We start from the raw sequence: 23,326 nt of genomic DNA on the forward strand, positions 1-23,326 counted from the left end.
GTGACCGGGGCTCCGGCGTGCGTGGCGTCGGACGTCGTGGGACGCCGGGTCAATCGACGATCTGTCCCTGGACGACGTCGGGCGGGCCCTCCCCCGGGCGCCGCGGACCGCCGAAGGGCGCGAGCAGCCGCCGGGCGACCACCGCCTCGAGCCACACCCGGGCCAGCGGACGCGTCCACGGCAGGAGCACGAGCGCCCCGAGCAGGTCGGTGAGGAAGCCCGGGACGAGCAGCAGGACGCCCCCGACGAGCACGAGCACGCCGTCGGCGAGCTCGCGGGCCGGCATCCGGCCGCTGCGCAGGGCGTCGCGCAGGGCCGCCCAGGCGCGGGAGCCCTCCCGGCGGATGACCCACGCGCCGAGCACGGAGGTGAGCAGGAGGAGCAGAACGGTGGGCCAGCCGCCGATCGCGTCGCCGACGAGGACGACGGTCGAGATCTCGAGCAGCGGGACGAGCACGAGGACGACGACGAGCAGGCGGCGCACCAGCCGTCCACGCCGGCCGCGGCCGGCGTAGGGGGTGGCACCGGGGTGGTTCACAGCTCGTGCCAACGCTCCGGGCGGCGCGCCAGTTCCCGGGCCTGGCGGGCCCGGTGCCGCACGCCCCAGCCGGTGATCCGCCGCAGCGACTCCGTCATGATGTCGCGGCTCATCTTCGAGGCCCCGACCTCGCGCTCGACGAAGGTGATGGGGACCTCGACGACCCGCAGGCCGGCGCGCACGGCGCGCCAGGTGAGGTCGGTCTGGAAGCAGTAGCCCTGCGAGGCGACGTCGTCCAGCCCCATGACGTGCAGGGCGTCGGCCCGGTAGACGCGGAAGCCGGCCGTCGCGTCGTTGACGGGCATCCCGAGGAGGACCTTGACGTAGAGGTTGCCGCCGACCGAGAGGGCCTTGCGGTGCAGCGGCCAGTTGACGACCTTGCCGCCGGGGACCCAGCGCGAGCCGATGACGGCGTCGGCGTCCGCGGCCGCGGCGAGCAGCGACGGGAGGTGCTCGGGGCGGTGGGAGCCGTCGGCGTCCATCTCGACGACGGCGTCGTAGCCGCGCTCGAGCGCCCAGCGGAAGCCGTCGAGGTAGGCGGCGCCCAGGCCCTCCTTGCCGGCGCGGTGCAGGACGTGCACCTGCGGGTCGGCGGCGGCCAGCTCGTCGGCGACCTGGCCGGTGCCGTCGGGCGAGGCGTCGTCGAGGACGACGACGTCGGCGGTCGGGACGGCGGTCCGGACGCCGTGGACGGCGGCGGGGAGGTTCTCGCGCTCGTTGTACGTGGGGACGAGCACGGCGACACGCGTGATCGGCGGGCGGGGACTCTCAGGCAACGGGGTGTTCCTCGGGTGGGCTGGACTCTGCCGTCACCCTAACGCGCCGGCCCACGCGCACCGACGACAGGACGAGCAGGGCCAGCAGCGCGCTCGCGAGCAGCACCGGGGCCTCCCCCACCCGGTCGGCCGGCGTCGTCTCCGTCCGCACGACGACGGGTTCGGCGGCCTGTGCGGCGGTGAAGAGCCCGGTCTCGGCGGAGACGCTGCCGTCGGGTGCGACGAACCCGGAGACACCGACCGTGGAGACGTGGACGACGCTGCGGCCGTGCTCGATCGCCCGGATGCGCGAGATCGCGAACTGCTGCTCGCTCTCGGCGGTGTAGCCGAAGGTCGCGTTGTTCGTCTGGACGACGAGCACCGAGGGCGTGGTGCCGGCCGCCGCGACGCTGTCGCGCATCAGGCCGTCGTAGGCCACCTCGAAGCAGATGGTCGGCAGGGCCACGTACTCGCCGCCCGCCGTCGGCACCCGGAAGACGCCGATCGTGTCGCCGGCGACGAAGTTGCCGGCGAGGTTGGCCATCGGGGTGAACATCGCGAAGAACTCGCGGTGCGGGATGTACTCGGCGAACGGCACCGGGTGCAGCTTCGTGTAGCGCTGCGGCTGACCGGAGCCGGTGTAGAAGAGCGAGACGTTGGAGTTGGCCCCGACGGGCTCGGCGAGCACGGCGCCGATCATGAGCGGGACGCCGACCTCGGCCTGCGACGCGCGGATCTCGGCGTCGGCGTCGGCGTTGCGGAACGGGTCGATGTCCGAGGCGTTCTCGGGCCAGACGACGAGGCTGAGGTCCTCCGGGGCCTTCTTCGCGAGCTCGAAGGTGCCCTTGACGTGGTTGTCGAGCACGGCCCGCCGCTGGGCGTTGAACTCCAGCCCCGCCGTGGGGACGTTGCCCTGGACGAAGCCGATCGTCTCGGGGCGGCCGTCGGTGGGCAGGGGCAGCAGTCCGGCGGCGAGCGGGGCGACGGCGACGAGGAGCCCCGCGACGACGCGGCCCGGCCGGCGTCCGACGAGGCCCCACCCGAGGGCCAGGAGGCCGGTGCCGACGACGGCCACGGCGAAGGTGACCCCGGGGGCCCCGAGCCAGCGGGCGACGTGCGCCAGCGGGCTGTCGGCCTGGCTGAAGGCCAGCCGCGCCCACGGGAACCCGCCGTACGGAGTGGTGGAGCGCGCCCACTCCTGGGCCACCCAGGCGAGCGGGACGAGGAGCAGCGCCGCGCGTCGGTGCCCGGCAGCGACCAGGCGTCGCCCGGCGTACCCGACGACGGCGCCCATCACGGCGAGGTAGAGCGCCTCGAGGGTCGCGAGGGCGAACCAGGGCAGCCTGCCCACGTACACCCCGGACCACGAGAGGGTCGGGACGAAGAACGCCAGGCCGGCGACGAGGCCGAGGAGGAACCCGCGCGCGGCGCCGGCCACGAGGACGACGGCCCCGAGCAGCGCCACGCCGACCGGGGCGAGCCACCACAGGTCGTGCGTGGGGAAGGCGAGCCAGAGCGCGAGGCCGGCGAGGACGGCACCGACGAGGGCGGCCGGCAGCCGGAGCGGGGTGGGCACCGGCCCACGGTAGGTCACCCGGCTGGGGGGACCACGACCACCCCGCGGGCGGTCGTGGCGAGCACCGGCGGGTCAAGGACGTCGGCCGCCGACTCCCCGCGCTCCGGGGCGCCACGGCCGACGACGCGGACCTCGAACTCCATCTCGCGCGAGCGGCTGCCGACCCGGACGATCCGGGCCTCGATCTCGATGACGTCGCCGGCCCGCACCGGCGCGCGGAACTGCACGTCGGAGTAGGAGGCGAAGAGGCCCTCGTCGCCGTCGGTGACGATGCACATCTCGGTGGCGACGTCGCCGAACGCGGCGAGGCTGTACGCGCCGTCGACGAGGTTGCCGGCGTAGTGCGCGTGCGAGTACGGGACGTAGCGGCGGTGGGTGACGGTGCGGCCGACCTCGGCTCGGGTCATCGCTGCTCTCCTCGGGGGTCGGTGCTCGTGCGGGGGGCGACGAGCTCGTGGACGAGGTAGGACGCCACCTCGCCGGGTGTGGTGCCGCGGCCGAAGACGCGGTCGACACCGAGCGCCGAGGCCGAGCCCTCCTCGAAGCGGGGGCCGCCGACGACGAGCAGCGGCACCTCCCCGGCGGGGAACGCCTCGCGGAAGGCGGCCGACATCGTCGTCGTGTTGTGGATGTGGGCGTCCTTCTGGGTGACGACCTGCGAGACGAGGACCGCGTCGGCGCCGACCTCGCGGGCGCTCGCCACGAGCTCCGGCACGAGGACCTGGGCGCCGAGGTTGACGACCTTCATCTCGCGGTAGTACTCCAGGCCCTTCTCACCGGCGAAGCCCTTGATGTTGAGGATGGCGTCGATGCCGACCGTGTGCGCGTCGGTGCCGATGCACGCGCCGACGACGACGAGCTTTCGCCCCAGGTGGCTCCGGATCGCCTGGTTGACCTCGGCCGAGCCGAGCAGCGGGAACTCGCGCTCGACGACCTGGACCTCGCGCAGGTCGACGAGGTGGGTGACCGAGCCGTAGACGACGAAGAACGTGAAGTGCGGTCCCATCGCCTTGGCGTGGACGAGCAGCGCCGGGCTCATGCCCATCTTCGCGGCCAGCTGGAGGGCGGCGCCCTCGGCGCGCTTGTCGTGCGGCAGCGGCAGGGTGAAGGAGACCTGCACCATCCCGTCGCCGGTCGTGTCGCCGTAGGGGCGCACGAGGGGGCCGGGCGTGGCCGGGGTGGGGGTCGCGCTCATCGGGTGGCCCCTTCCTCGAGGAGGGCGGTCGCGGGGTTGTCGTAGCCGTCGGCCTTGACGAAGACGCCGTCGAGGCCCTTGCCCTTGGTCGGCGGCCGCTTCATCGCGCCGAAGGTGCCGTCGGTGATCGCGGCGAGCAGCGGCTGCGGGTACTGGGTGCCGCGGGTGCTCGTGTCGGTGACGATCGTGTCGAGCAGGTCGACCGCCTCCGAGAGCACCTGGCGGGCTCGGGTCTGGATGAACCCGTCGCGCGGCGGGTGGAAGTCCTCGGTGAGGCCGCCGGCCGCGTCCATGACGTAGCGGACGTTCTGGAGGGCGAGGTCGCGGTCGGAGAGCCACGGCGTGACGACGGCCTCGGTCATCATCCCGACGAGGAGGATGCCCTGCCCGGTCATCGCGCCGACGAGGTTGAAGAACCCGTCGAGGAGGTAGCCGCGGAAGACGTCACCGGTCATGTGCTTCGTCGGCGGCATCCACTTCAGGGGCGCGTCCGGGAAGAGCTGACGGGCGAGCAGGGCGTGGGCCAGCTCGATCCGGAAGCTGTCGGGGATGTCGGGGTTGATCTCGAACGCGTGCCCGAGGCCGAGTTGCCAGTCCTCGAGGCCCGCCTCCTTGGCGAAGTACTCGTTGAGCAGCTGGCTGACCGTGACGGTGTGCGCGGCCTCGACGGCGTCGGCGGTCGTCAGGTAGTTGTCCTCGCCGGTGTTGATGATGATGCCGGCGCGCGCGTGGACCTGGCGGCTGAAGCGTTGGTCGACGAAGGTGCGGATCGGGTTGATGTCGCGGAAGAGGATCCCGTACATCGAGTCGTTGAGCATCATGTCGAGCCGCTCGAGCCCGGCGAGGGCGGCGATCTCGGGCATGCACAGGCCGCTGGCGTAGTTGGTCAGGCGGACGTACCGGCCGAGCTCGCGGCTGCTCTCGTCGAGGGCAGCGCGCATCAGGCGGAAGTTCTCCTGCGTCGCGTAGGTGCCGGCGTACCCCTCGCGCGTCGCGCCCTCGGGGACGAAGTCGAGGAGGCTCTGCCCGGTGGAGCGGATGACCGCGATGATGTCGGCGCCCTCGCGGGCGGCGGCCTGCGCCTGCGGGATGTCCTCGTGGATGTCGCCGGTCGCGACGATGAGGTAGACCCACGGGGTGCGCGGCGCGTCACCGACCTTGGCGATCATCCGCTCCCGGGCGCGGCGCTGGGAGTCGACCGTGCGGACGCCCTTCGCGACGGCGCTGCGGGCGGCCTTGCGCGAGCCGGTGAGGTCACGCCCCTCGGGGAGGCGGAACGACACTCCCCCGCTGCTCGCCTTCTGGGCGAGCGTCAGCAGGTCCGGGGCCTCGCCGCGGCGCAGGGCGTCCCAGACCGGGGTGGTGACGCCGTGCTCGAGCCCGACCTCGCCGCGCACCGCGTCGACGAGGTGGTTGACCCACGGCGTGCCCTCGTGGTCGGCGCCCGAGAGGCCGGCCAGGCGCAGCGTGGCGCGCTCGACGGAGACGGTCGTGTGGGCTCGGGCGAGGTCGACGACGGGCTTGCCGGCGCGCCGTGCGAGGCTGCGGGCCTTGCGGACGACGGCGGGGTCGAGGTCGAGCAGGGCAGGACGACGCGAAGACACGGCGTCAATCTAGCAATTCGGCCGCAGGACTTGTAGCGGATCCGGCCGCGCGCCGCAGATCCTCGCGGCGCGACCCGGGCGCGTGAGCTGGATGGAGGTGCTCGTCCCCGTCTGGTTCGATCGAGGGATGAGCGACGACCCCGGCCTGCCCCCGGTCCGCCCGCGCCGGGACGGGGACCTCGTGCTCCGCCCGGCCGTCGAGGCGGACGTCGCGGCCGTCATGGCGTGGCGCAACCACCCCGACGTCGCCCGGTGGCTGCTGCGCACGACGATGACCGAGGCCGAGATGCTCGAGCGCCTCCGGGATCGACCGGAGTGGACCCTGCCGCTCGCCGTCGAGCACGAGGGGCGCGTCGCGGGGACCGCTTTCGTCGACGTCCTCGACGGCATGGGTCAGGACGGCGGCACCGAGCACCTGCGCTCCGAGGGGCTGGTGGGGTACCTGTTCGACCCCGCGGTGCACGGGCGAGGCCTCGCGAGCCGCACGCTGGTGGTGCTCCTGGAGATCGCGTTCGAGGACCTGCGGCTGCGGCGGGTGACGGCCGGCTGCTTCGCGGACAACATCGGTTCGTGGAAGGTCATGGAGAAGGCGGGGATGCGGCGCGAGCAGCACGGCGTCCGCGACTCCTGGCACGCCGAGCTCGGGTGGGTCGACGGCCTGACCTACGCCCTGCTGCGCGAGGAGTGGATGGAACGGAAAGCGCGCTGAACGTCGTTGAGGGCCGCTCGAAACCGGCTGTCGTGGGCGGATATTCGTTGTCCACAGATGCCTACTGACCTTTGCCCGTCGAACACGTGTTCGGTACACTGAGGCATGGACACCGAGACCCTCTCCCGCAGCATTGCGGGGCTGCGCGAGGAGTGCGCGCGGCTGGGTCGTGAGCTGGCGGAGTCGGGTCAGTCGCTGTCGGAGGACGAGGCGTTCGCGCTGGCCGGGCAGCTGCAGGGCGTGGTCAACGCGGCCGAGGGCGCGACGGCTCTGGCGGGGGCCTGGGGAGCCCGGTTCGAGCTGACCCTGCTGGGGACCGAGCGCATCCACCCGCTGGGGTACATGGACCAGATGGCCTCGACGCAGATGGCGCTGGCGACCGGGCTGACCGAGGGCCTGGCCTCGCGCAAGGTCTCCCTCGGGGCGGCGCTGGGTGGGTGCTTCCCGCGGCTGCTGGAGCTGTTGCTGGCCGGTGAGGTCCCGGCGGCGTCGGCGCACAAGGTCATCGACGCCTGCGCCGGTCTGGACGCCGAGGCCTGCGGGCAGGTGGACGAGGCACTGGCGCCCCGGCTGGGATCGATGGACCCGGCGCGGGTCGCGGGTGAGGCGCGGCGGGTCGCGACGCGGGTGGCGGCCGACCAGGTCGCGGCGCACGTGGCGCGGACGCGCAAGGGGCGGCGGGTGGAGGTGTGCCCGGGTGAGGACGGCCTGACGGAGTGGTTCGCGTCCCTGCCGACGGCGACGTCCTCGGCGATGTGGGCGGCGGTGGAGGAGCTGGCCGGTGGCTACCGGCAGGTCGACGAGGGCCTGTCGGTGCCGGAGTCGCGCGCGGACGCGTTGGCCGACCTCGTGCTGCGCAACGTCAAGGTCTCGGCGCAGGTCACCCTCGGGGTGCCTGTAGTCACGGACCGGCCGGCGCCCGAGGAGCAGTGCGGGACGAGGTTCCGGGTGGAGTGGGACGACGAGGACACCCTCGTGGACGCCACCACCGGGGAGGTCGTCCGGTACGGCGACCTCGACGCTGACTCGCGCGAGGAGCTGTCGTGGTTGGAGGAGCCGGCCGAGCTGGACGGCGACCTCGCCTACACGCAAGCGGTCGTGTCGCCGGGGTATGCGGTGTCGGGGACGCAGCTGCCGGGTCTGGGCTGGGTCGACCCCGCCACCCTCGCCAACCTCCTCAAGCTGCTGCCGTTCGAGGTGGCCCGCGCGGTCCTCGAGGCCGACACCGGCACGCTGGCATCGCTCACGACCGCCGCGTACAAGCCCTCGACGGCGATCAGCGAGTTCGTGAAGACCCGGGACGGGACGTGCCGGATGTGGGGCTGCACCCGACCCGCCGAACGCTGCGACCTCGACCACGTGAGGCCCTGGCCCGTCGGCCAGACCACCCCGACCGGGCTGGAGGACCTCTGCCGACGCCACCACCGCTTCAAGCAACAGAGCCGGTGGCGACCCCGCCTCACCCCCGACGGCACCGTCACCTGGCACGGCCCCGACGGCGCCACCCGCACCACCGAACCCCAGCACCGCGTGCAGCGCTGACGCGCGGGTGGACGCCGCGGGGCGGCGACGTCAGGGCTCCTCGGGGAGGTCGAACGGCACGTCGCCCGAGCCGTCGTCGAACACCTCGCTCGAGGGGACGCCCGGGTAGACCTCGGTAGAGCGGGAGGCGATGTTCGAGAACACGACGAGCGCGATGATCGCGACGACGACGAACAGCACGATGCCGACCGGGCTCGTCGGCATGCTGCCCCCGGACCGTCGTGACCGGTGGTGGCGCATCTGCTGCTCGTGCGTCCACAGCGGTGACTCAGCGCCGTGCATCCCCGGGATCCCGTGGCCATGCACCCCGTGAACCCCGTGCATCCCGTGGTGGTCGATGCCTCCGGCGGGACCGGGGTCGAACGAGCCACTCCCGGAGTCGAAGCCGCCTCCGCCGAACGAGCCGGAGTCGAAGCCTCCCCCGCTCGACCCGGAGTCGAACCCGCCGCTCGCGCCGCCGTCGCTCATGACTGCCTCCCCGCTGCCGTGGTGTGGTCCTCGTGCCATGGACGCACGCGACGGCCGAAGCGTTGCACGGCGCCAGCCTGCGCGCGACGGGAACCGACCGGACGCGCCGAGCGACGTGGGGCTCAGGCCGAGGCGTCGTGCAGGACGACCCCGTCACGCACGGTGAGCAGGCACTCCGGCAGCGGCGCACCGCCGCCGAGCGCGGGCAGGTCGTCCGCGGCGTAGGCCGGGACCGAGAAGACCGCGAAGGAGGCGGCCGCTCCGACCGCGAGGACGCCACCGTCCCGCCCGGCGAGGTCGTGGCCGCCGACGGTGTGGGCCGCGAGCGCGGTCGCCGTGTCGATGCGCTCGGCGGTGTCGCGGTGCTCGACCGCGGCCCGGACGGCGACCCACGGGGCGAAGGGCGTGACCGGGGAGTCGGCGCCGAACGCCAGTCGCACCCCCGCCCGGCCGAACGACGCGAACGGGTTGGTCGCCACCCCGCGCTCGGCCCCGAGGCGCGCGGCGTACATCCCCTCGCGCCCACCCCAGTACGCGTCGAAGGCCGGCTGCACGCTGGCGGCGATCCCCAGCCGGGCCATCGTCGCGATGCCGTCGGCGTCGACCATCTCGGCGTGCTCGAGGCGCGGTCGCGAGGCGCGTACGGTCTCCTCCCCCACCAGCTCGGCGGCCTTCACGTACCCCTCGAGGACGAGGTCGAGACCGGCGTCGCCGATGACGTGGAAACCGCTCTGCACCCCGGCGGCGGCGCACGCCGCCACGTGGTCGCGGACCCCGGCCGCGTCGCGGTACGCCGTCCCGCGGCAGCCGTGCTCGTCGAGGTAGTCGTCGCGCAGCAGCGCCGTGTGCGACCCGATCGACCCGTCGATGTTGAGGTCGCCCCCGAGCCCGACGGCTCCGTGCAGCCCGGCCAGCGCACGGGCCTGGCCCGGCTCGGTGACGGCCTCGGCCCAGTAGCCGACGGTCTCGGGCAGGTCGGCCCGGCGGCCGAGGTCGAGGACGTCGGCGAAGTCCTCGGCGGAGGTGAGCAGCGGTCCGCCGCACTCGTGCACGGACACGATTCCGAGGGATGCCGCCGTCCGCAGGGCCACCTCGATGTCCTCGCGCCGGTCGGCGTGGCTGCGGGAGGCGTCGAAGGCGGACCGGGCGGCGTTCTTCGCGTCCCGCACGACGAAACCGCTCGCCGACCAGCCGTCGACGGCGTCGGCCCCGGAGAGGGCCACGAGCGCGGTCGAGACGACCGCCGAGTGGCCGTCGATGCGCGAGGCGTACACCACCCCTCCCCCGGTGGCACGGTCCAGCTCGAGGGCCGTCATCGCCCGCTCGCGGGTCCAGTCCTGCTCCTGCCAGCCGTGCGCGAAGACCGGTGCGCCGGGGAGCTCGCGGGCCGCCGCGGCGACGAGGTCGAGCGCCTCGGTGACGGTGCGCGTCCCGGACAGGTCCACCCCGCGCATCCCGAGGCCGGTGTGCGACACGTGAGCGTGCGCGTCGACGAACCCGGGCAGGACGAGCGCCCCGCCGAGGTCGACGACGGCGTCCACCGCGTCGGCGTGCCGGTCAGCCCCGGCCTCGTCGCCGAGCCAGGCCACGCGTCCGTCGTCGCCGACGACGAGCGCCGTGCACGCCGGGTGCTCGGGGGTGCGGACACGGGCGTTGCGGTACAGGGTCGTCGGCACGGCGCCACTCTAGGATCCCGGACGCTGGCGCCGTGCCGGGGACGGGGCCACGATGGTGTCGTGCCGTTCCCGAACGCCCTCCGGTCCGTCAACAAGCACGTGACCAACCGGCTGACGGTGCACCTGGTCGGTCGTGGCTCCTTCGCCGAGGTCGAGCACGTCGGGCGGCGGTCGGGACGGACGGACCGGAACCCGGTCAACGCGTTCCGCGACGGTGACCACGTGACGTTCGCGGCCGGAGCCTCCTGACCCTCGGTCCGCCGCACGACCTCGACCCGGCCGAGGGCCTGCGGCGGATGCCCGCCCCGGCCCGCGTGGTGCTGCGCCTGGCGTCGGTCGACGGGTTCGTCGAGATGCCGGTGCTGCGCGAGCAGCCCGCCGGCTAGCCCTCCGCGGCCAGGCGCGACTCGAACAGGCCGCGCACCGCCGGGTCGCGCCGGACGATGTCGACGGCGAGGTCGGCGTGCCCCGGGACGTAGCCGTTGCCGACGAGCATCCGCACGTCGGCGGCGAGCCCCTCGGCCCCGAGCGCCGCGGCGGCGAAGCTGGTGGCCATCGAGAAGTAGATGATCGTGCCGCCCTGCGCGGTCGCGAGGACGGCGGGCTGCTCGCAGCCGGGCACGTCGACGCAGACGACGGTGACGTCGGCCGGTCCTCCGGCGGCGGCGACGGCCTCCGAGAGCCCCAGCGGGGAGCGGGCGTCCGCGACGACCACCTCGTCGGCGAGGCCGGTGGGCCGCAGCAGTTCGGCCTCGGCCTGCGTCGGCACGACCCCGATGCGACGGCCGGCGCCGGCGTCGCGCGCGGCGGCCAGCGAGAGCGAACCGGACTTGCCCGCCGCGCCGAGCACCGCGACCGTCGGGGCGCTTCCCCGCGCCAGGTGCTCCGCGACGACCCGGGCGACGAGCGCCGGGGCGCCGCAGACGTCCATGACCATGAGGGCGAGGTCGGGCGAGAGGTCCTCGGGCAGGCGCGCGGCGATCGAACGACCGAAGAGCACGGCCGTCCCGGACGCGGGCACGCGCTCGGAGCGGCCGTCCCAGCGCTCGAGTTCGTCGGTGATCACGAGCGGGGTCAGCGACAGGGAGACCAGGGTCGCGACCCGGTCCCCCACCGCCAGCCCGAGCGGCGACTCGGGGCCGACCTCCGCCACCGTGCCGACGAGCATCCCGCCGGACCCCGTCACCGGGTTCTGCATCTTGCCGCGCTCCCCGACGATGGCGAGCACCTCGGCGCGGACGGCCTCGCCGTCGCCTCCGTGCTTCTCGGTCAGCTGCCGGAAGGAGGCCGCGTCGAGGTTGAGCGTCTCGACGTCGATGCGCACCTCGTCCGGCCACAGCTCGGGGCCGGCATCGAGCACGCGCGCCGCCTGCGGCAGCGACGCACCGGCGGGCTCGATCACGCGGTGGAGGCCAACGGGTGAGCTGGGGGTCGTCCGCACAAGAATCTCCTCGATATCCGACACGCCGCCGCAGTTCTTGCGGTGAGCGCGTGCAAGGGGCGCCATCCGTCCCGTATCCTGCCACGCATGGCGACGAGCATCGAGCAGCCCTACGCGTACCGGCGACGTGAGCTGGTGGAGCCGGACTGGACCCGCCTCCCCGGCTGGCGGGACGTCACGCGCGAGGAGTGGGAGAGCGCGCAGTGGCAGCGGTCCCACTGCGTGAAGAACGTCGGGCAGCTGCGCGCCGTCATGGGCGACCTGCTCGAGGAGCGCTTCTACGCCGACGTCGACCGCGACCAGGCCGAGCGGGCGACGATGTCGATGCTCGTCCCGCCGCAGATGCTCAACACGATGGTCGCCTCGACCGACAGCCCGATGCCGGCCGCCGGCGCCGCGTTCACCGACGCGTTCTACGCCGACCCGGTGCGCCGCTACATGCTGCCGGTGTTCTCCGACCGCCGCACCGACTGGGCGAGCCACCCGTTCGCGACGCGCGACAGCCTCCACGAGCACGACATGTGGGCGGTCGAGGGCCTGACCCACCGCTACCCGACCAAGGTGCTCGCCGAGATGCTGCCGACGTGCCCGCAGTACTGCGGCCACTGCACGCGGATGGACCTCGTCGGCAACTCGACCCCGCAGTTCACCAAGCTCAAGCTCGCGGGCAAGCCGGTCGACCGCTACGCCGCGATGCTCGACTACCTCCAGCGCACCCCCGGTGTCCGGGACGTCGTCGTCTCCGGCGGCGACGTCGCGAACATGCCGTGGAAGAACCTCGAGGGCTTCCTCGACAAGCTCCTCGACGTCGAGAACATCCGCGACATCCGGCTCGCGACCAAGGCGCTCATGGGCCTGCCGCAACACTGGCTCCAGCCCGACGTCGTCGAGGGCGTCGCCCGGGTCAGCGCCAAGGCCCGCTCGCGTGGTGTCTCGCTGGCCATCCACACGCACGTCAACAACGCCGAGTCCGTGACGCCGCTCGTCGCGCAGGCGGCGAAGGCGATGCTCGAGGCCGGGGTGCGCGACGTGCGCAACCAGGGCGTGCTCATGCGGGGCGTCAACGACTCCTCCGAGCAGCTGCTCGACCTCTGCTTCGCCCTCCAGGACGAGGCGAGCATCACGCCGTACTACTTCTACATGTGCGACATGATCCCGTTCGCCGAGCACTGGCGGCTCTCGCTGGCCGAGGCCCAGCACCTCCAGCACTCGATCATGGGCTACCTGCCCGGGTTCGCGACGCCGCGCATCGTCTGCGACGTGCCGTTCGTCGGCAAGCGCTGGGTGCACCAGGTCGACAGCTACGACACCGAGAAGGGGATGTCGTTCTGGCGCAAGAACTACCGCACGTCGATCGAGGGTGACGACGCCGAGGCGCTGTCGCGCGAGTACGTCTACTACGACCCGATCTACACCCTCCCCGAGTCCGGCCAGGAGTGGTGGCGCGCCAACACCGACGTCGAGGCGGTGCACGAGCAGGCCGTCGCCGGTGCCGGGGCGTCCCGCGCCGCGTCGGTCGCCGACCTCGTCTGAGCGCCGGCCCTAGGCTCGGCGGCATGGTCCGCCGCGCACCGTCCGGGACGCCCGCCACCGTGGCCCTCACGGCGGCGGGCGTCGCGTTCACCCAGCACGCCTACGCGCACGACCCGGCCGCGCCCTCCTACGGGCTCGAGGCGGCGCACGTCCTCGGGCTGCCCGCCGAGCAGGTGTTCAAGACCCTCCTCGTCGACACCGGCGCCGGGCTCGCCGTCGGCGTCGTCCCGGTCGCCGGGCAGCTCGACCTCAAGGCGATGGCGAGCGCGCTCGGGGTCAAGCGCGTGACGATGGCCGACCCGGCGGACGCCGAGCGGTCGACCGGCTACGTCGTGGGAGGCATCTCGCCGGTCGGCCAGAAGCGCGCCCTGCCGACCGTCGTCGACGAGTCCGCGGAGCTGTTCGACGTCGTCTACGTCTCCGGCGGGCGCCGCGGCCTCGACCTCGGGGTCGCGCCGGCCGACCTCGTCCGGGTCACCGGCGCGACCCTCGCGGACATCGGGCGCTAGTCGCGCCGCCGCGGGCGGGCGCGCACGTGCATCCGCTCCCCCTGCGGCCCCATGATGCTCAGCAGCTCGACCGGGTGGTCGTCGGCGCACCCGAACCAGTGCGGGGTGCGCGTGTCGAACTCGGCGACCTCGCCGACGCCGAGGACGACGTCGTGCTCGGCGAGCACGAGGCGCAGACGGCCGTCGAGGACGTAGATCCAGTCGTAGCCCTCGTGGCTGCGTGGGTCGGGCTCGCGCCCGTCCGGGTGAAGCACCATCTTGAACGCTCGCGGGCCGCCGACCCGCTCGGTGAGCGGCACGACCTGTGCGTACGGGTGCTCCACCGGCTGCAGGTGCACGCGGGGGTCGCCGGTGCGGGGAGCGTCGACGAGCTCGTCGAGGGTCACGCGGTAGACGCGCGCCAGCCCGACGAGCAGCTCCAGCGTCGCCCGCCGAGAGCCGGACTCGAGCCGGGACAGGGTGCTGACCGAGATGCCGGTGCCGGCCGAGACCTCGGCGAGGGTCATGCGCCGGCGGGTGCGGACCTCGCGCAGGCGCTGCCCCACGGCGGTCGGGTCGAGGTTTGCCACTCCGGCAACGTACCTTGCCGACCCGCTCGGCGCGGACGCATCGTCGGTCCATGACCACCACCTCCGCTCCCCTGCCCGTCGACGTCCTCGTGGTCGGCGGTGGGGCCGCCGGCCTCTCGGCCGCCACCGTCCTCGCCCGCTCCCGCCGGTCCGTCGTCGTCCTCGACGCCGGTGAGCCGCGCAACGCCCCGGCCGGCGGGGTGCACGCGTTCCTCGGCCACGACGGCGTGCCGCCGCTGGAGCTGCTCGCGCGTGGCCGTGCGGAGCTCGAGGCGTACGGGGGCCGCGTCGTCGCCTCCGCGGCCGGCTCGGCCCGCCGGGAGGACGACCGGCTCGTCGTCACGGCGTCCGACGGGTCCGCGTGGACGGCGCGTCACCTCGTGCTCGCCGGCGGCGCCGTCGACGTCCTGCCCGACGTCCCGGGGCTGCACCGGCACTGGGGCACGGCCGTCGTCCACTGCCCCTACTGCCACGGCTGGGAGGTGCGCGACCGCCGGGTCGTCGTGCTCGCGACGACGCCGATGGCCGTGCACCAGGCCGGCCTCTTCGGGCAGCTGACCGCCGACCTCACCGTCCTCGTGCACGAGCCGTCCGTGCTCGACGCCGCGGCGCGCGAGCGCCTCGTGCGGCTGGGCGTGGCGGTGGTGGACGGCCCGGCGACCGGCGTCGTCGAGTGCGACGGTGCGCTCGTCGGCCTCGAGACCCCGGGTGGGGTCGTGGGCGCCGACGCCGTCGCCGTGCAGACGCGGGTCGAGGCACGCGACGCGCTCCTCGACGACCTCGGCCTCGCGCTCGTCGACCTCGAGATGCAGGGGCAGGTCCTCGCGCGGCACGTCGCGGCGGACCCCGTCGGGCGGACGTCCGTCCCCCGGGTCTGGGTCGCGGGCAACGTCACCGAGCCGATGGGTCAGGTGGTCATGGCCGCCGCGGCCGGCACCCGGACCGGGGCGATGGTCAACGCCGAGCTGGTCACCGAGGACCAGGAGCGCCGCCTCGCGGACGGATGACCGCCGTCGCCGTCAGCGGTGGGCGTCGGCCGCGCGCTGGACGTCGGCGACGAGGCGCTCGAAGCCGGCGTCCTCGCCGAAGGCCGCGGCGTCGCGGCCGACCTGCCCGTCGAGCCCTTCGCGGAGGATCTCGGCGTGGCCGGCGTGCTGCGCGGTCTCGGCGACGACGCGGACCACGAGGTGACCGAACGTCGTCCGCCGGGTCGCCTCCGGCCACCACGGCGGCTCGGCGGGGGTGTCGAGCGGCACCTCGGCGAGCGCCGCGTCGGACAGCGTCCACGCGCTGCGATAGAGGTCCAGCACCCACGGCCGGCTCTCGTCGGCGCGGGCCCACAGGTCGCCGTTGTCCCAGACCGAGCCGTCCTCGTCCCACGGCAGGGTCGGCGCCGGGCGCCCCAGGGACTGCAGGAAGTACCCGACCTCGACCCCGGTGAGGTGCTTGACCAGGCCGAGGAGGTTGGTGCCCGTCGGTGTCAGGGGCCGCCGGACGTCGTACTCCGACAGGCCGTCGAGCGTGCGCAGCATCGCGTCCCGGGCGTCCTGCAGGTAGTGGTGCAGGTCGCTCGGCAGCCCCGGCGGGATGCTCACTCCCACGGGGTCGAGAGCACCACCGTGGTCCGGGTCGAGACGTGCGCGGCGCCACGGATCCGGGCGATGAGCTCCTCGAGCTCGGCCGGCGTCGCGACACGCACCTTGAGGATGTAGTTCTCGTCGCCGGCGACCGAGTGGCACTCCTCGATCTGCTCGATGCCCTGGAGGCGCTCCGGGATGTCGTCGGGCTGGCTCGGGTCGAGCGGGGTGACGGACATGAAGGCCGTCAGCTGCCGTCCGACGGCGCGGTGGTCGATCCGGGCGGTGTATCCCTTGATGACCCCGCGCTGCTCGAGCCGGCGGACCCGCTGGTGCACCGCGGAGGTGGACATGCCGAGGGCCTTGCCGAGGTCGGTGTAGCTGGTCCGGCCGTCCTCGGTGAGCAGGTCGACGATGCGCCGGTCGAGGTCTTCCACGGCGTCAGCGTAGTGCGACCTCCCCCGTCACCACCCGGACTCGCCGACCGCCCGTAGGCTCTCGGCATGGCGCTCGACGACGGACGACTCCCGAAGCTGCTGCTGCTCGACTCCGCCTCCCTGTACTTCCGGGCGTTCTACGGCGTCCCGGACCAGCGCAAGGACGCCTCCGAGACGCCGACCAACGCGCTGCGCGGGTTCCTCGACATGATCGCCACCCTCGTGACGCAGCACCGGCCGACGCACCTCGTCGCGTGCTGGGACGACGACTGGCGCCCCCAGTGGCGCGTCGACCTCGTGCCCACGTACAAGACGCACCGGTTGACCGAGGGCTCCGACGCCGTCGAGGAGAGCCCGGACGACCTCACCCCGCAGGTGCCGCTCATCCGCGAGGCGCTGGCCGCGGTGGGCATCGCCCGGATCGGCGTGCCCGACCACGAGGCCGACGACGTCATCGGCACCCTGACGACCCGGCACCACGGGGTCATGCCCGTCGACGTCGTGACCGGCGACCGAGACCTCCTCCAGCTCGTCGACGACGCGCAGGCCGTCCGCGTCCTCTACACCGGCAAGGGCGGTGTGCGGGAGCCGGACATCGCCACGGAGTCGATGCTCCGCGAGAAGTACGGCGTGCCGACCGGCGAGGCCTACCTCGAGATGTCGGTGCTGCGCGGCGACACGAGCGACGGGCTGCCGGGGGTCAAGGGCATCGGCGACAAGACCGCCGCCCAGCTCATCGAGCAGTACGGCTCCCTCGCGGCCCTGCGCGCGGCCGTCGACTCCGGCGACCCGGCGATCAAGGGCGCGCGGCGGACCAACCTCGAGGCCGCCTCGGCCTACCTCGACGTCGCCCCGACCGTCGTCCGCGTCGTGCGCGACGCCCCGGTGCCCGAGGTCGACCTCGCGCTGCCCACGCAGGTCGCCGACCGGCTCGCGCTCGACGAGCTCGCGGCGCGCCACGGCATCGAGAACCCGGTGGGCCGGCTGCTCACCGCTCTCGGGCTGGCCTGACCCCGTCCGCGGCCCGCTCCCCAGCCGGCCGCGTCCAGCGCATCCGGAACGCCGTCGGCACGAACGCCGTCGCCGGGTCGTCCTGACGACGGAACTCGGTGGGAGACAGGCCGACCACCTCGGTGAAGGTGCGGCTGAAGGTGCCGAGGCTGGAGAACCCGACGGCCATGCAGACGTCGGTCACGGGAGTGCCGGTGGTGCGCAGCAGGGTCATCGCCCGCTCGATGCGCCGCCGCTGCAGGTAGCGGTGCGGCGTCTCGCCGAAGACCGTCCGGAACTCCCGGATGAAGTGCGCCCGGCTCATGTGCGCGACCCGCGCCAGGGCCTCGACGTCGAGCGGCTCGGTGCTGTGCCGGTCGACGAGGTCGCGCGCCCGGAGCAGCCGCCGGTTGCGGTCCTCCTCGGCGGCGCTCACCGGGCCACCGTACGACGGGTCGTCGCGCACGGCGCACTTTCGGAGAAGCGAAGCTCCGCGTCCGCGCCCTAGCGTCGTCCCCGACACCCGAACCGGAAGGACCACCATGCTGACCCGCAACAACATCTCCTCGATCTTCGTGCTCGACCAGGACGAGGCGCTGCGCTTCTACACCGAGGTGCTGGGCCTGGAGGTCGAGCAGGACATGGACTTCGGCCCGATGCGCTGGCTGACCGTCCACGTGCCCGGCGACCCCAAGTCCATCCTCCTCGAGAAGCCCGGCGCCCCCGCGCACGACGAGGCGACGGCCGAGCAGGTGCGCGCCCTCGTGACCAAGGGGGCCGGCGGCGGCTGGCTCGCCTTCACGACCGACGACGTCGAGGAGATGTTCGCGCGCGTCCAGTCCGCCGGCGCCGACATCACGCAGGAGATCGTCGACCAGCCCTACGGCCGCGACTTCGCCCTGCGCGACCCGTTCGGCAACCACATCCGGATCGGCGAGGTCCTCGCCGGGTGACGCGCCGCGCCGGCCGGCTCAGTCGAGCCGGTCGGCGGCGACGACGCCGCGCATGACCGCGTCGACGGCCTGCCGCGCCGTGCGCCGCAGCGCGGTGTCGGTGGCGGCGTCCCCGACCTGGTCGAGGAGGTCGACGAGCTGCTTGCACCGGCGCACGAAGTCGCCGGCGGCCATGTCCTGGCCGCGCAGCACGTCGTCGAGGCGGCCGCCGGAGGCCCAGCGGTGCACCATCCACGCCATGCCGCCGTCGGGCATCGACGTCGTCGGCAGGTCGTGGTCGGTCTCCAGCTCCTCGATGCCCGCCCACAGCCGCTCCATCTCGCGGACGGCGTGGGCGACCTCGTCGGTCGGCATCCGCGGCGAGACGTCGGCCTCCTCGTGCCGCGGCTCGTGGACGAGGGCCGAGACGGCCGCCGCGAGCCCCGGCGCGTCGAGGCGCTTCCACACGTCGTGCCGGAGGCACTCGGCGGCGAGCAGGTCCTTCTCGGTGTAGAGGCGCCGCAGCCGCTCGCCGCGCTCGGTGACGACCGAGCCGTGCTCGGCGAGGTAGCCGAGGGACTCGAGGGCGTCGCAGATGCGGTCGAAGGTGCGCGCGACCGTGTTGGTCCGCCCCTCGACCCGCCGCTGCAGACCGGTGGTCTCGCGCTTGAGCCGCCACCACCGCTCGGCCCACCGCGCGTGCTCCTCGCGGCGCGGGCACTGGTGGCACGGGTGCTCGCGCAGCTGCCGTCGCAGGTGGTCGGTGAGGTCGGTGTCGGCGGTCGCGTCGGTGCGCCCGCGGCGCGAGGGCGCGTCCTCGAGGCCGTGCGGTGTCGCGACGCGCAGCGCGGTCGCGAGGTCGCGGCGCGACTTCGGCGACTTGGGGTTGAAGTGCTTCGGCACCGCGACCCGGGCCATCGCCTCGACCGGCTCCGGGACGTCGACGAGCGTCAGGCGGCGGAACTGCTTGTCCTCGGTGACGACGCCGGGCCCGGTCGGGGCGCCCTTGGCCGTCCGCGCGGGCTGGACGACGACGGCCCACCCGGCCCGCCGTCCGGCGGGGATGCGGATGACGTCGCCGACGCGCAGCGCCTCCATCGACACCGCCGCCTCGGCGCGCCGCGACGCGGCCCGCGCCTTGCGGCCGTCCTTCTCGGCGTCGGCGAGCTCGCGGCGGATGCGGGCGTACTCGCGGAAGTCGCCGAAGTCGCAGTGCATCGCCTCGGCGTAGCCGTCGAGGCCGTCCTCGTTCTTGCGCAGCTGGGTCGCGAGCCCGACGACGGCGCGGTCGGCCTGGAACTGCGCGAACGAGGTCTCGAGCAGCTCGCGGGTCGTCTCGCGGCCGACCTGCCGGACGAGGTTGACCGCCATGTTGTACGTCGGGCGGAAGCTCGAGCGCAGGGGGTAGGTGCGGGTCGAGGCCAGGCCGCCGACGGCCATCGGGTCCATCCCGCGGGTCCACTGGACGACCGCGTGCCCCTCGACGTCGATGCCGCGCCGCCCGGCGCGCCCGGTCAGCTGCGTGTACTCGGCGGGCGTGATGTCGACGTGCGCCTCGCCGTTGTACTTGACGAGCTTCTCGAGGACGACGGTGCGGGCCGGCATGTTGATGCCGAGCGCCAGTGTCTCGGTGGCGAACACGGCCCGGATGCGGCCGTCGGTGAACAGCTCCTCGACGATCTCGCGGAAGAGCGGGAGCATCCCGGCGTGGTGCGCCGCGAAGCCGCGGCTCAGCCCCTCGAGGAAGTCCCAGAAGCCGAGCACCCCGAGGTCCTCGTCGGCGAGCGACTCGACCCGCTCCTCGACGTGCCGGCGGATGCGCTCGCCCTCGCGCTCGGGGACCAGCCGGACGCCGGCGGACAACAGCTGCCCAACGGCGGCCTCGCAGCCGACCCGGCTGAAGATGAAGGTGATCGCGGGGAGCAGGCCCTCGCGCTCGAGGTCGAGCACGACCTCGGCGCGGGTGGCGCCCCCGGCCGGGCGGCTGCCGCGCGCGAAGCCCCGACCGCCCGCTCCCCCGCCGGGTCCGCGCGGGGCGGCGTGGTCGCGGCGCCCCCGACCCCCGCGGTGACCGCCGCCGGAGGGGCCGCCGAGCCGGCGCGCGTCCTCGGTGTGCCGGCCGCGCTGCTCGGCGTTCCGGATGGCGTGGAGCAGGTCCGGGTTGACCCGGTTGCCCGCGAAGAGGTCGAACATCGTCGTGCCGACGAGCATGTGCTGGAAGAGCGGCACCGGCCGGTGCTCGGAGACGACGACCTCGTGGTTGCCGCGCACCTCGGCCAGCCACGCGCCGAACTCCTCGGCGTTGCTGACCGTCGCCGAGAGGGACACCACCTGCACCGACTCGGGCAGGTGGATGATGACCTCCTCCCAGACCGCGCCGCGGAAGCGGTCGGCGAGGTAGTGCACCTCGTCCATGACGACGAAGCCGAGCCCGGTCAGCGTCGAGGAGCCGGCGTACATCATGTTGCGCAGGACCTCGGTCGTCATGACGACGACCGGCGCCTCGCCGTTGACGGAGCTGTCGCCGGTCAGCAGACCGACGTTCTGCGCTCCGTGCACGCGCACGAGGTCGTGGTACTTCTGGTTGGAGAGGGCCTTGATCGGCGTCGTGTAGAACGCCTTCCGGCCGGTGGCCAGCGCCAGGTGCACGGCGAACTCGCCGACGATCGTCTTGCCGGCGCCCGTCGGAGCCGCGACCAGGACGCCCTTGCCCTCCTCGACCGCCTCGCACGCACGGAGCTGGAAGTCGTCGAGCGGGAAGTCGAGGGCGGCGGTGAAGCGGCCGAGCTCGGTCCGCTCCCGGCGGGACCGCGCCTGCGCCGCGGCGTACCGCTCGGCGGGACTGGGCATGGCCTCAGGCTACGTCAGGGGTGCGTCACCGCAGGGCGGTGCGGGTCACGCGAGGACCGACACCGCCCCGGGCACGGCCTCGACGTCGAGCGGCAGCGGCCCGAACCGCTCGCCGTCGGCGTACCCGACGATGCCGGTGGCCTCGAGCGTGACACGGCGGGCGCGCAGCACCTCGACCGCCGGGTGGCCGACGTGACCGCCGCTGAAGACCTTGGGGAACACGCGCAGGAACTCGGGCACCGGGAGGCGGTGCAGCACGAGGACGTCGAGCAGCCCGTCGTCGAAGCGTGCGTCGGGCGTCACCCGCATCCCACCGCCGTAGGAGGGGCCGTTGCCGACGGCGACGAGCATCGCCTCGGTCTCGTGCCGCTCGCCGTCGAGGGTCAGCGCGTACGGGATGGGCCGGAAGACGGGCAGCTCGCGGACGATCGCGAGGTTGTAGCGCATCCGGCCCTTCGGCCAGCGCCACTGGTTGGCGCGCTCGTTGACGACGGCGTCGAACCCGGCGGCGAGGACCCCGAGGAACCAGCGATCCTCCCCCGCGGGCGTCACGTGGCGCGCGGCGTCGACGGCGCGCGTGCGCCCGGCGAGGATGCGCTCGACCGCCGCGGCGGCGTCGCGCACCGGCAGACCGAGCTCGCGGGCGATGTCGTTGCCGGTGCCCGCGGCGACGACGCCGAGCGGGATGCCGGTCCCGGCGACGAGGTTGGCCCCGAGGTGGACCATCCCGTCACCGCCGGCCACGACGAGCGCGTCGACGGAGCGCTCCGCGACGGCCGCGCGACCGTGGGCCAGGGCGCCGGTCGCGTCGGCGGCCGAGAGGTCGACGACCTCGGCCCCGGCGGCGCGCAGCAGGGTCAGGGCCTCGACCCCGACGCGGGCGCCGGTGTTCTTGCCCGACGTGGGGTTGACGACGATGCCGACGCGCACGGCGCTCAGAGCGAGGAGGCCTCGGTGTCGTCGACGTCCAGCCAGTCCGGCCGGTTCGCGGCCTTGCGCTTGTCGAGGACACGGCAGACGAACCAGGCGCCGAAGTACAGGAGGGTCAGGGGCGCGGCGAAGACGAACATCGTGAACGGGTCGGCGGTCGGGGTGGCGACGGCGGCGAAGACGAAGATGAGGACGACCGAGACGCGCCAGCCCTTGATGAGCCGGGTCGCGGGCATCGCGCCGACGAGGTTGAGACCGACGAGGATGACCGGGAAGAGGAACCCGATGCCGAACACGAGGATGAAGCGGGTGACGAACGAGAAGTACATCGACACCTGCTGGATGTTCGACGTCCCCGCCGGCGAGAGGCCGTAGAGGATGGCGAGGCTCTGCGGCAGGATCGCGTAGGCGAGGCCGCAGCCCAGGAGGAACAGCGGGACGGTCGAGCCGACGAACGCGAGGCTGAGCCGCTTCTCCTTGCGGGTCAGCCCCGGGACGACGAAGCGCCAGGCCTGCCACAGCCACACGGGGCTGGAGGCGACCACGCCCACGAAGATCGACAGGCTGATGAGGTTGGACAGCGCGGAGGTCGCCTCACCGAAGTTCAGGCTGATGTCGTTCTGGGGGTTGGCGCGCGCGTACTCGTAGAAGGGGTCGGCGAGGAACTCGAAGACGTCGTCGTAGAAGATGGCGGCCACGATGGCGCCGACGAGCACCGCCGCCGCCGCGACGAACAGGCGTCGACGGAACTCACGGAAGTGCTCGGCCAGCGTCATCCGGCCCTCGGGGTCGTGAGGGCGTCGGCGCAGTCGGGCCATGGAGGGTGCGGGCCTCCGGCGTCAGGCGGTCGGGCCGGACTGGTTGTCCGTCCGCGGGGTGCGCTCGTGCACCGCGTTGCCGTTCGGGTCCGGGGTGACGACGTCGTCGGTGGAGCGGGCGGTGGTCAGCGACTCGCCGCGCACCGTCTCACCGGCCGCGGGCGTCTTGTTGGCCTCGTTCTCGCGCTTCATCTCGTCCACCTCGGACTTGAAGACGCGGGCCGAGCGACCCAGGCTGCGGGCGGCGTCGGGGAGCCGCTTCCAGCCGAAGATCACGATGATCAGCACAGCGATGATGATGATTTCGGTGGGTCCGAGCCTGCCCATGTGGGTCCATCTCCTTCAGAGATCGCGGTCGTCCGTCAGTGTACGCGGGCCCAGGGAGGCATCCGCTCGGCGTGACGAGTTCTCCGCGCGTCGGCCTGCCGGGCCCGCTCGCGCCGATGCTCCTCGCGGAGGCTGTGAGGATCCTGCAGGACCGCTGTGACCGGCGGCTCCGGGTCGGGCTGCCGCGAGGCCACCTGCTCCAGCTCCTCGACGAGCCGGCCCGCCCGCCCGAGCTCGGCGGTCAGCGCCCGCAGGCTGCGCCACGTCGCGCGGGCCCGCAGCCCGACGAGCACGGCGCCCCCGACGACGAGGAGCACCCACAGCAGCACCCAGCCCCACCAGGGCAGCAC

26 protein-coding genes are annotated in these 23,326 nt (G+C 73.7%); 8 read left to right on the forward strand and 18 right to left on the reverse strand.

The features are described 5' to 3' along the window. Window positions 1-49: 49 nt before the first annotated feature. Genes J3473_RS02460 through J3473_RS02485 form a run of 6 tightly spaced genes read right to left on the reverse strand, consistent with a single transcriptional unit; the run spans window position 50 to window position 5,668 of the window. On the reverse strand, window positions 50-538 hold the full coding sequence (locus tag J3473_RS02460; protein WP_242525636.1) for an FxsA family protein: 489 nt from the start codon (window positions 536-538) through the stop codon (window positions 50-52). Then, the gene (locus tag J3473_RS02465) at window positions 535-1,314 is read right to left on the reverse strand and encodes a polyprenol monophosphomannose synthase (RefSeq protein ID WP_207021752.1); all 780 of its coding nucleotides are present in this window, start codon (window positions 1,312-1,314) and stop codon (window positions 535-537) included. Before J3473_RS02465 ends, J3473_RS02460 begins: the two co-directional genes overlap by 4 nt. Further along, window positions 1,307-2,869 (reverse strand): apolipoprotein N-acyltransferase, encoded by a 1,563-nt coding sequence (gene lnt / locus J3473_RS02470; RefSeq protein ID WP_207021753.1) that lies wholly within the window; start codon window positions 2,867-2,869, stop codon window positions 1,307-1,309. Before lnt ends, J3473_RS02465 begins: the two co-directional genes overlap by 8 nt. Window positions 2,870-2,883: 14 nt before the next feature. Continuing rightward, window positions 2,884-3,276: a hotdog domain-containing protein gene (locus tag J3473_RS02475; protein WP_030529176.1), complete on the reverse strand. Its 393-nt coding sequence runs from the start codon at window positions 3,274-3,276 to the stop codon at window positions 2,884-2,886. Continuing rightward, the gene (locus J3473_RS02480) at window positions 3,273-4,064 is read right to left on the reverse strand and encodes an OAM dimerization domain-containing protein (protein WP_207021754.1); all 792 of its coding nucleotides are present in this window, start codon (window positions 4,062-4,064) and stop codon (window positions 3,273-3,275) included. The genes J3473_RS02475 and J3473_RS02480 overlap by 4 nt, the downstream gene beginning before the upstream one ends. Further along, window positions 4,061-5,668, reverse strand: a complete 1,608-nt coding sequence (locus J3473_RS02485; RefSeq protein ID WP_207021755.1) for a lysine 5,6-aminomutase subunit alpha — start codon at window positions 5,666-5,668, stop codon at window positions 4,061-4,063. Before J3473_RS02485 ends, J3473_RS02480 begins: the two co-directional genes overlap by 4 nt. Before the next feature lie 127 nt (window positions 5,669-5,795). Between J3473_RS02485 and J3473_RS02490 the strand changes: the two genes are divergently transcribed. Together J3473_RS02490 and J3473_RS02495 are read left to right on the forward strand one after the other, a co-directional pair. Next, complete coding sequence (locus tag J3473_RS02490) at window positions 5,796-6,377, forward strand: GNAT family N-acetyltransferase (RefSeq protein ID WP_207021756.1); 582 nt, start codon at window positions 5,796-5,798, stop codon at window positions 6,375-6,377. Between the two features lie 105 nt (window positions 6,378-6,482). After that, window positions 6,483-7,919 carry a DUF222 domain-containing protein gene (locus J3473_RS02495; protein WP_207021757.1) on the forward strand — a complete coding sequence of 479 codons (1,437 nt, stop codon included), beginning with the start codon at window positions 6,483-6,485 and terminating at the stop codon, window positions 7,917-7,919. A 30-nt stretch (window positions 7,920-7,949) separates the two neighbouring features. Here the strand turns inward: J3473_RS02495 and J3473_RS02500 are convergent, their stop codons facing one another. Next, window positions 7,950-8,387: a hypothetical protein gene (locus J3473_RS02500; protein ID WP_207021758.1), complete on the reverse strand. Its 438-nt coding sequence runs from the start codon at window positions 8,385-8,387 to the stop codon at window positions 7,950-7,952. Window positions 8,388-8,509: 122 nt separating this feature from the next. Continuing rightward, window positions 8,510-10,063: an amidohydrolase gene (locus tag J3473_RS02505; protein WP_207021759.1), complete on the reverse strand. Its 1,554-nt coding sequence runs from the start codon at window positions 10,061-10,063 to the stop codon at window positions 8,510-8,512. A gap of 60 nt (window positions 10,064-10,123) precedes the next feature. On the opposite strand from J3473_RS02505, the gene J3473_RS02510 reads away from it, so the two are divergent. Further along, window positions 10,124-10,312 carry a hypothetical protein gene (locus tag J3473_RS02510; RefSeq protein WP_207021760.1) on the forward strand — a complete coding sequence of 63 codons (189 nt, stop codon included), beginning with the start codon at window positions 10,124-10,126 and terminating at the stop codon, window positions 10,310-10,312. Between the two features lie 133 nt (window positions 10,313-10,445). Here J3473_RS02510 and J3473_RS02515 read toward each other — a convergent pair whose 3' ends face one another. Next, entirely contained in the window at window positions 10,446-11,465 is a 1,020-nt protein-coding gene (locus tag J3473_RS02515; protein WP_242525637.1) for an L-erythro-3,5-diaminohexanoate dehydrogenase, read from the reverse strand. A gap of 126 nt (window positions 11,466-11,591) precedes the next feature. On the opposite strand from J3473_RS02515, the gene J3473_RS02520 reads away from it, so the two are divergent. Together J3473_RS02520 and ybaK are read left to right on the forward strand one after the other, a co-directional pair. Beyond that, the gene (locus J3473_RS02520) at window positions 11,592-13,037 is read left to right on the forward strand and encodes a KamA family radical SAM protein (protein ID WP_207021761.1); all 1,446 of its coding nucleotides are present in this window, start codon (window positions 11,592-11,594) and stop codon (window positions 13,035-13,037) included. A 23-nt stretch (window positions 13,038-13,060) separates the two neighbouring features. Next, complete coding sequence (gene ybaK, locus J3473_RS02525) at window positions 13,061-13,546, forward strand: Cys-tRNA(Pro) deacylase (protein ID WP_030529185.1); 486 nt, start codon at window positions 13,061-13,063, stop codon at window positions 13,544-13,546. Here ybaK and J3473_RS02530 read toward each other — a convergent pair. After that, window positions 13,543-14,115, reverse strand: coding sequence for a helix-turn-helix domain-containing protein (locus tag J3473_RS02530; RefSeq protein WP_242525638.1), 573 nt, complete (start codon window positions 14,113-14,115; stop codon window positions 13,543-13,545). The two genes, ybaK and J3473_RS02530, sit on opposite strands and share 4 nt — an antisense overlap. A gap of 50 nt (window positions 14,116-14,165) precedes the next feature. Here J3473_RS02530 and J3473_RS02535 point away from each other — a divergent pair, with 50 nt between their 5' ends. Further along, window positions 14,166-15,122 (forward strand): NAD(P)/FAD-dependent oxidoreductase, encoded by a 957-nt coding sequence (locus J3473_RS02535; protein ID WP_207021762.1) that lies wholly within the window; start codon window positions 14,166-14,168, stop codon window positions 15,120-15,122. 12 nt (window positions 15,123-15,134) lie between these two features. On the opposite strand, the gene J3473_RS02540 is transcribed toward J3473_RS02535, so the two are convergent. Both J3473_RS02540 and J3473_RS02545 read right to left on the reverse strand, forming a co-directional pair. Continuing rightward, window positions 15,135-15,710 (reverse strand): DinB family protein, encoded by a 576-nt coding sequence (locus J3473_RS02540; RefSeq protein ID WP_242525639.1) that lies wholly within the window; start codon window positions 15,708-15,710, stop codon window positions 15,135-15,137. Continuing rightward, window positions 15,707-16,129: an Lrp/AsnC family transcriptional regulator gene (locus J3473_RS02545; RefSeq protein ID WP_030529189.1), complete on the reverse strand. Its 423-nt coding sequence runs from the start codon at window positions 16,127-16,129 to the stop codon at window positions 15,707-15,709. Before J3473_RS02545 ends, J3473_RS02540 begins: the two co-directional genes overlap by 4 nt. Window positions 16,130-16,195: 66 nt before the next feature. Between J3473_RS02545 and J3473_RS02550 the strand changes: the two genes are divergently transcribed. After that, on the forward strand, window positions 16,196-17,140 hold the full coding sequence (locus tag J3473_RS02550) for a 5'-3' exonuclease (RefSeq protein ID WP_030529190.1): 945 nt from the start codon (window positions 16,196-16,198) through the stop codon (window positions 17,138-17,140). On the opposite strand, the gene J3473_RS02555 is transcribed toward J3473_RS02550, so the two are convergent. Continuing rightward, complete coding sequence (locus J3473_RS02555; RefSeq protein ID WP_207021763.1) at window positions 17,118-17,555, reverse strand: helix-turn-helix domain-containing protein; 438 nt, start codon at window positions 17,553-17,555, stop codon at window positions 17,118-17,120. The genes J3473_RS02550 and J3473_RS02555 overlap by 23 nt on opposite strands. A 106-nt stretch (window positions 17,556-17,661) precedes the next feature. Here J3473_RS02555 and J3473_RS02560 point away from each other — a divergent pair, with 106 nt between their 5' ends. Further along, window positions 17,662-18,072: a VOC family protein gene (locus tag J3473_RS02560; RefSeq protein ID WP_207021764.1), complete on the forward strand. Its 411-nt coding sequence runs from the start codon at window positions 17,662-17,664 to the stop codon at window positions 18,070-18,072. Window positions 18,073-18,090: 18 nt separating this feature from the next. Here J3473_RS02560 and J3473_RS02565 read toward each other — a convergent pair whose 3' ends face one another. Genes J3473_RS02565 through J3473_RS02585 form a run of 5 tightly spaced genes read right to left on the reverse strand, consistent with a single transcriptional unit; the run spans window position 18,091 to window position 23,326 of the window. Then, complete coding sequence (locus J3473_RS02565; protein WP_207021765.1) at window positions 18,091-20,901, reverse strand: RNA helicase; 2,811 nt, start codon at window positions 20,899-20,901, stop codon at window positions 18,091-18,093. A 45-nt stretch (window positions 20,902-20,946) separates the two neighbouring features. Then, complete coding sequence (locus tag J3473_RS02570; protein ID WP_242525640.1) at window positions 20,947-21,831, reverse strand: YegS/Rv2252/BmrU family lipid kinase; 885 nt, start codon at window positions 21,829-21,831, stop codon at window positions 20,947-20,949. Window positions 21,832-21,836: 5 nt separating this feature from the next. Next, window positions 21,837-22,649: a twin-arginine translocase subunit TatC gene (gene tatC, locus J3473_RS02575; RefSeq protein WP_242525641.1), complete on the reverse strand. Its 813-nt coding sequence runs from the start codon at window positions 22,647-22,649 to the stop codon at window positions 21,837-21,839. Between the two features lie 21 nt (window positions 22,650-22,670). Continuing rightward, complete coding sequence (tatA, locus tag J3473_RS02580) at window positions 22,671-22,976, reverse strand: Sec-independent protein translocase subunit TatA (protein ID WP_207021766.1); 306 nt, start codon at window positions 22,974-22,976, stop codon at window positions 22,671-22,673. A gap of 35 nt (window positions 22,977-23,011) precedes the next feature. Then, window positions 23,012-23,326: a hypothetical protein gene (locus tag J3473_RS02585; RefSeq protein ID WP_207021767.1), complete on the reverse strand. Its 315-nt coding sequence runs from the start codon at window positions 23,324-23,326 to the stop codon at window positions 23,012-23,014.

It is taken from the genome of Phycicoccus sp. DTK01, from assembly GCF_017312765.1.
In the GTDB taxonomy this organism is placed as follows: Bacteria; Actinomycetota; Actinomycetes; order Actinomycetales; family Dermatophilaceae; genus Phycicoccus; species Phycicoccus jejuensis.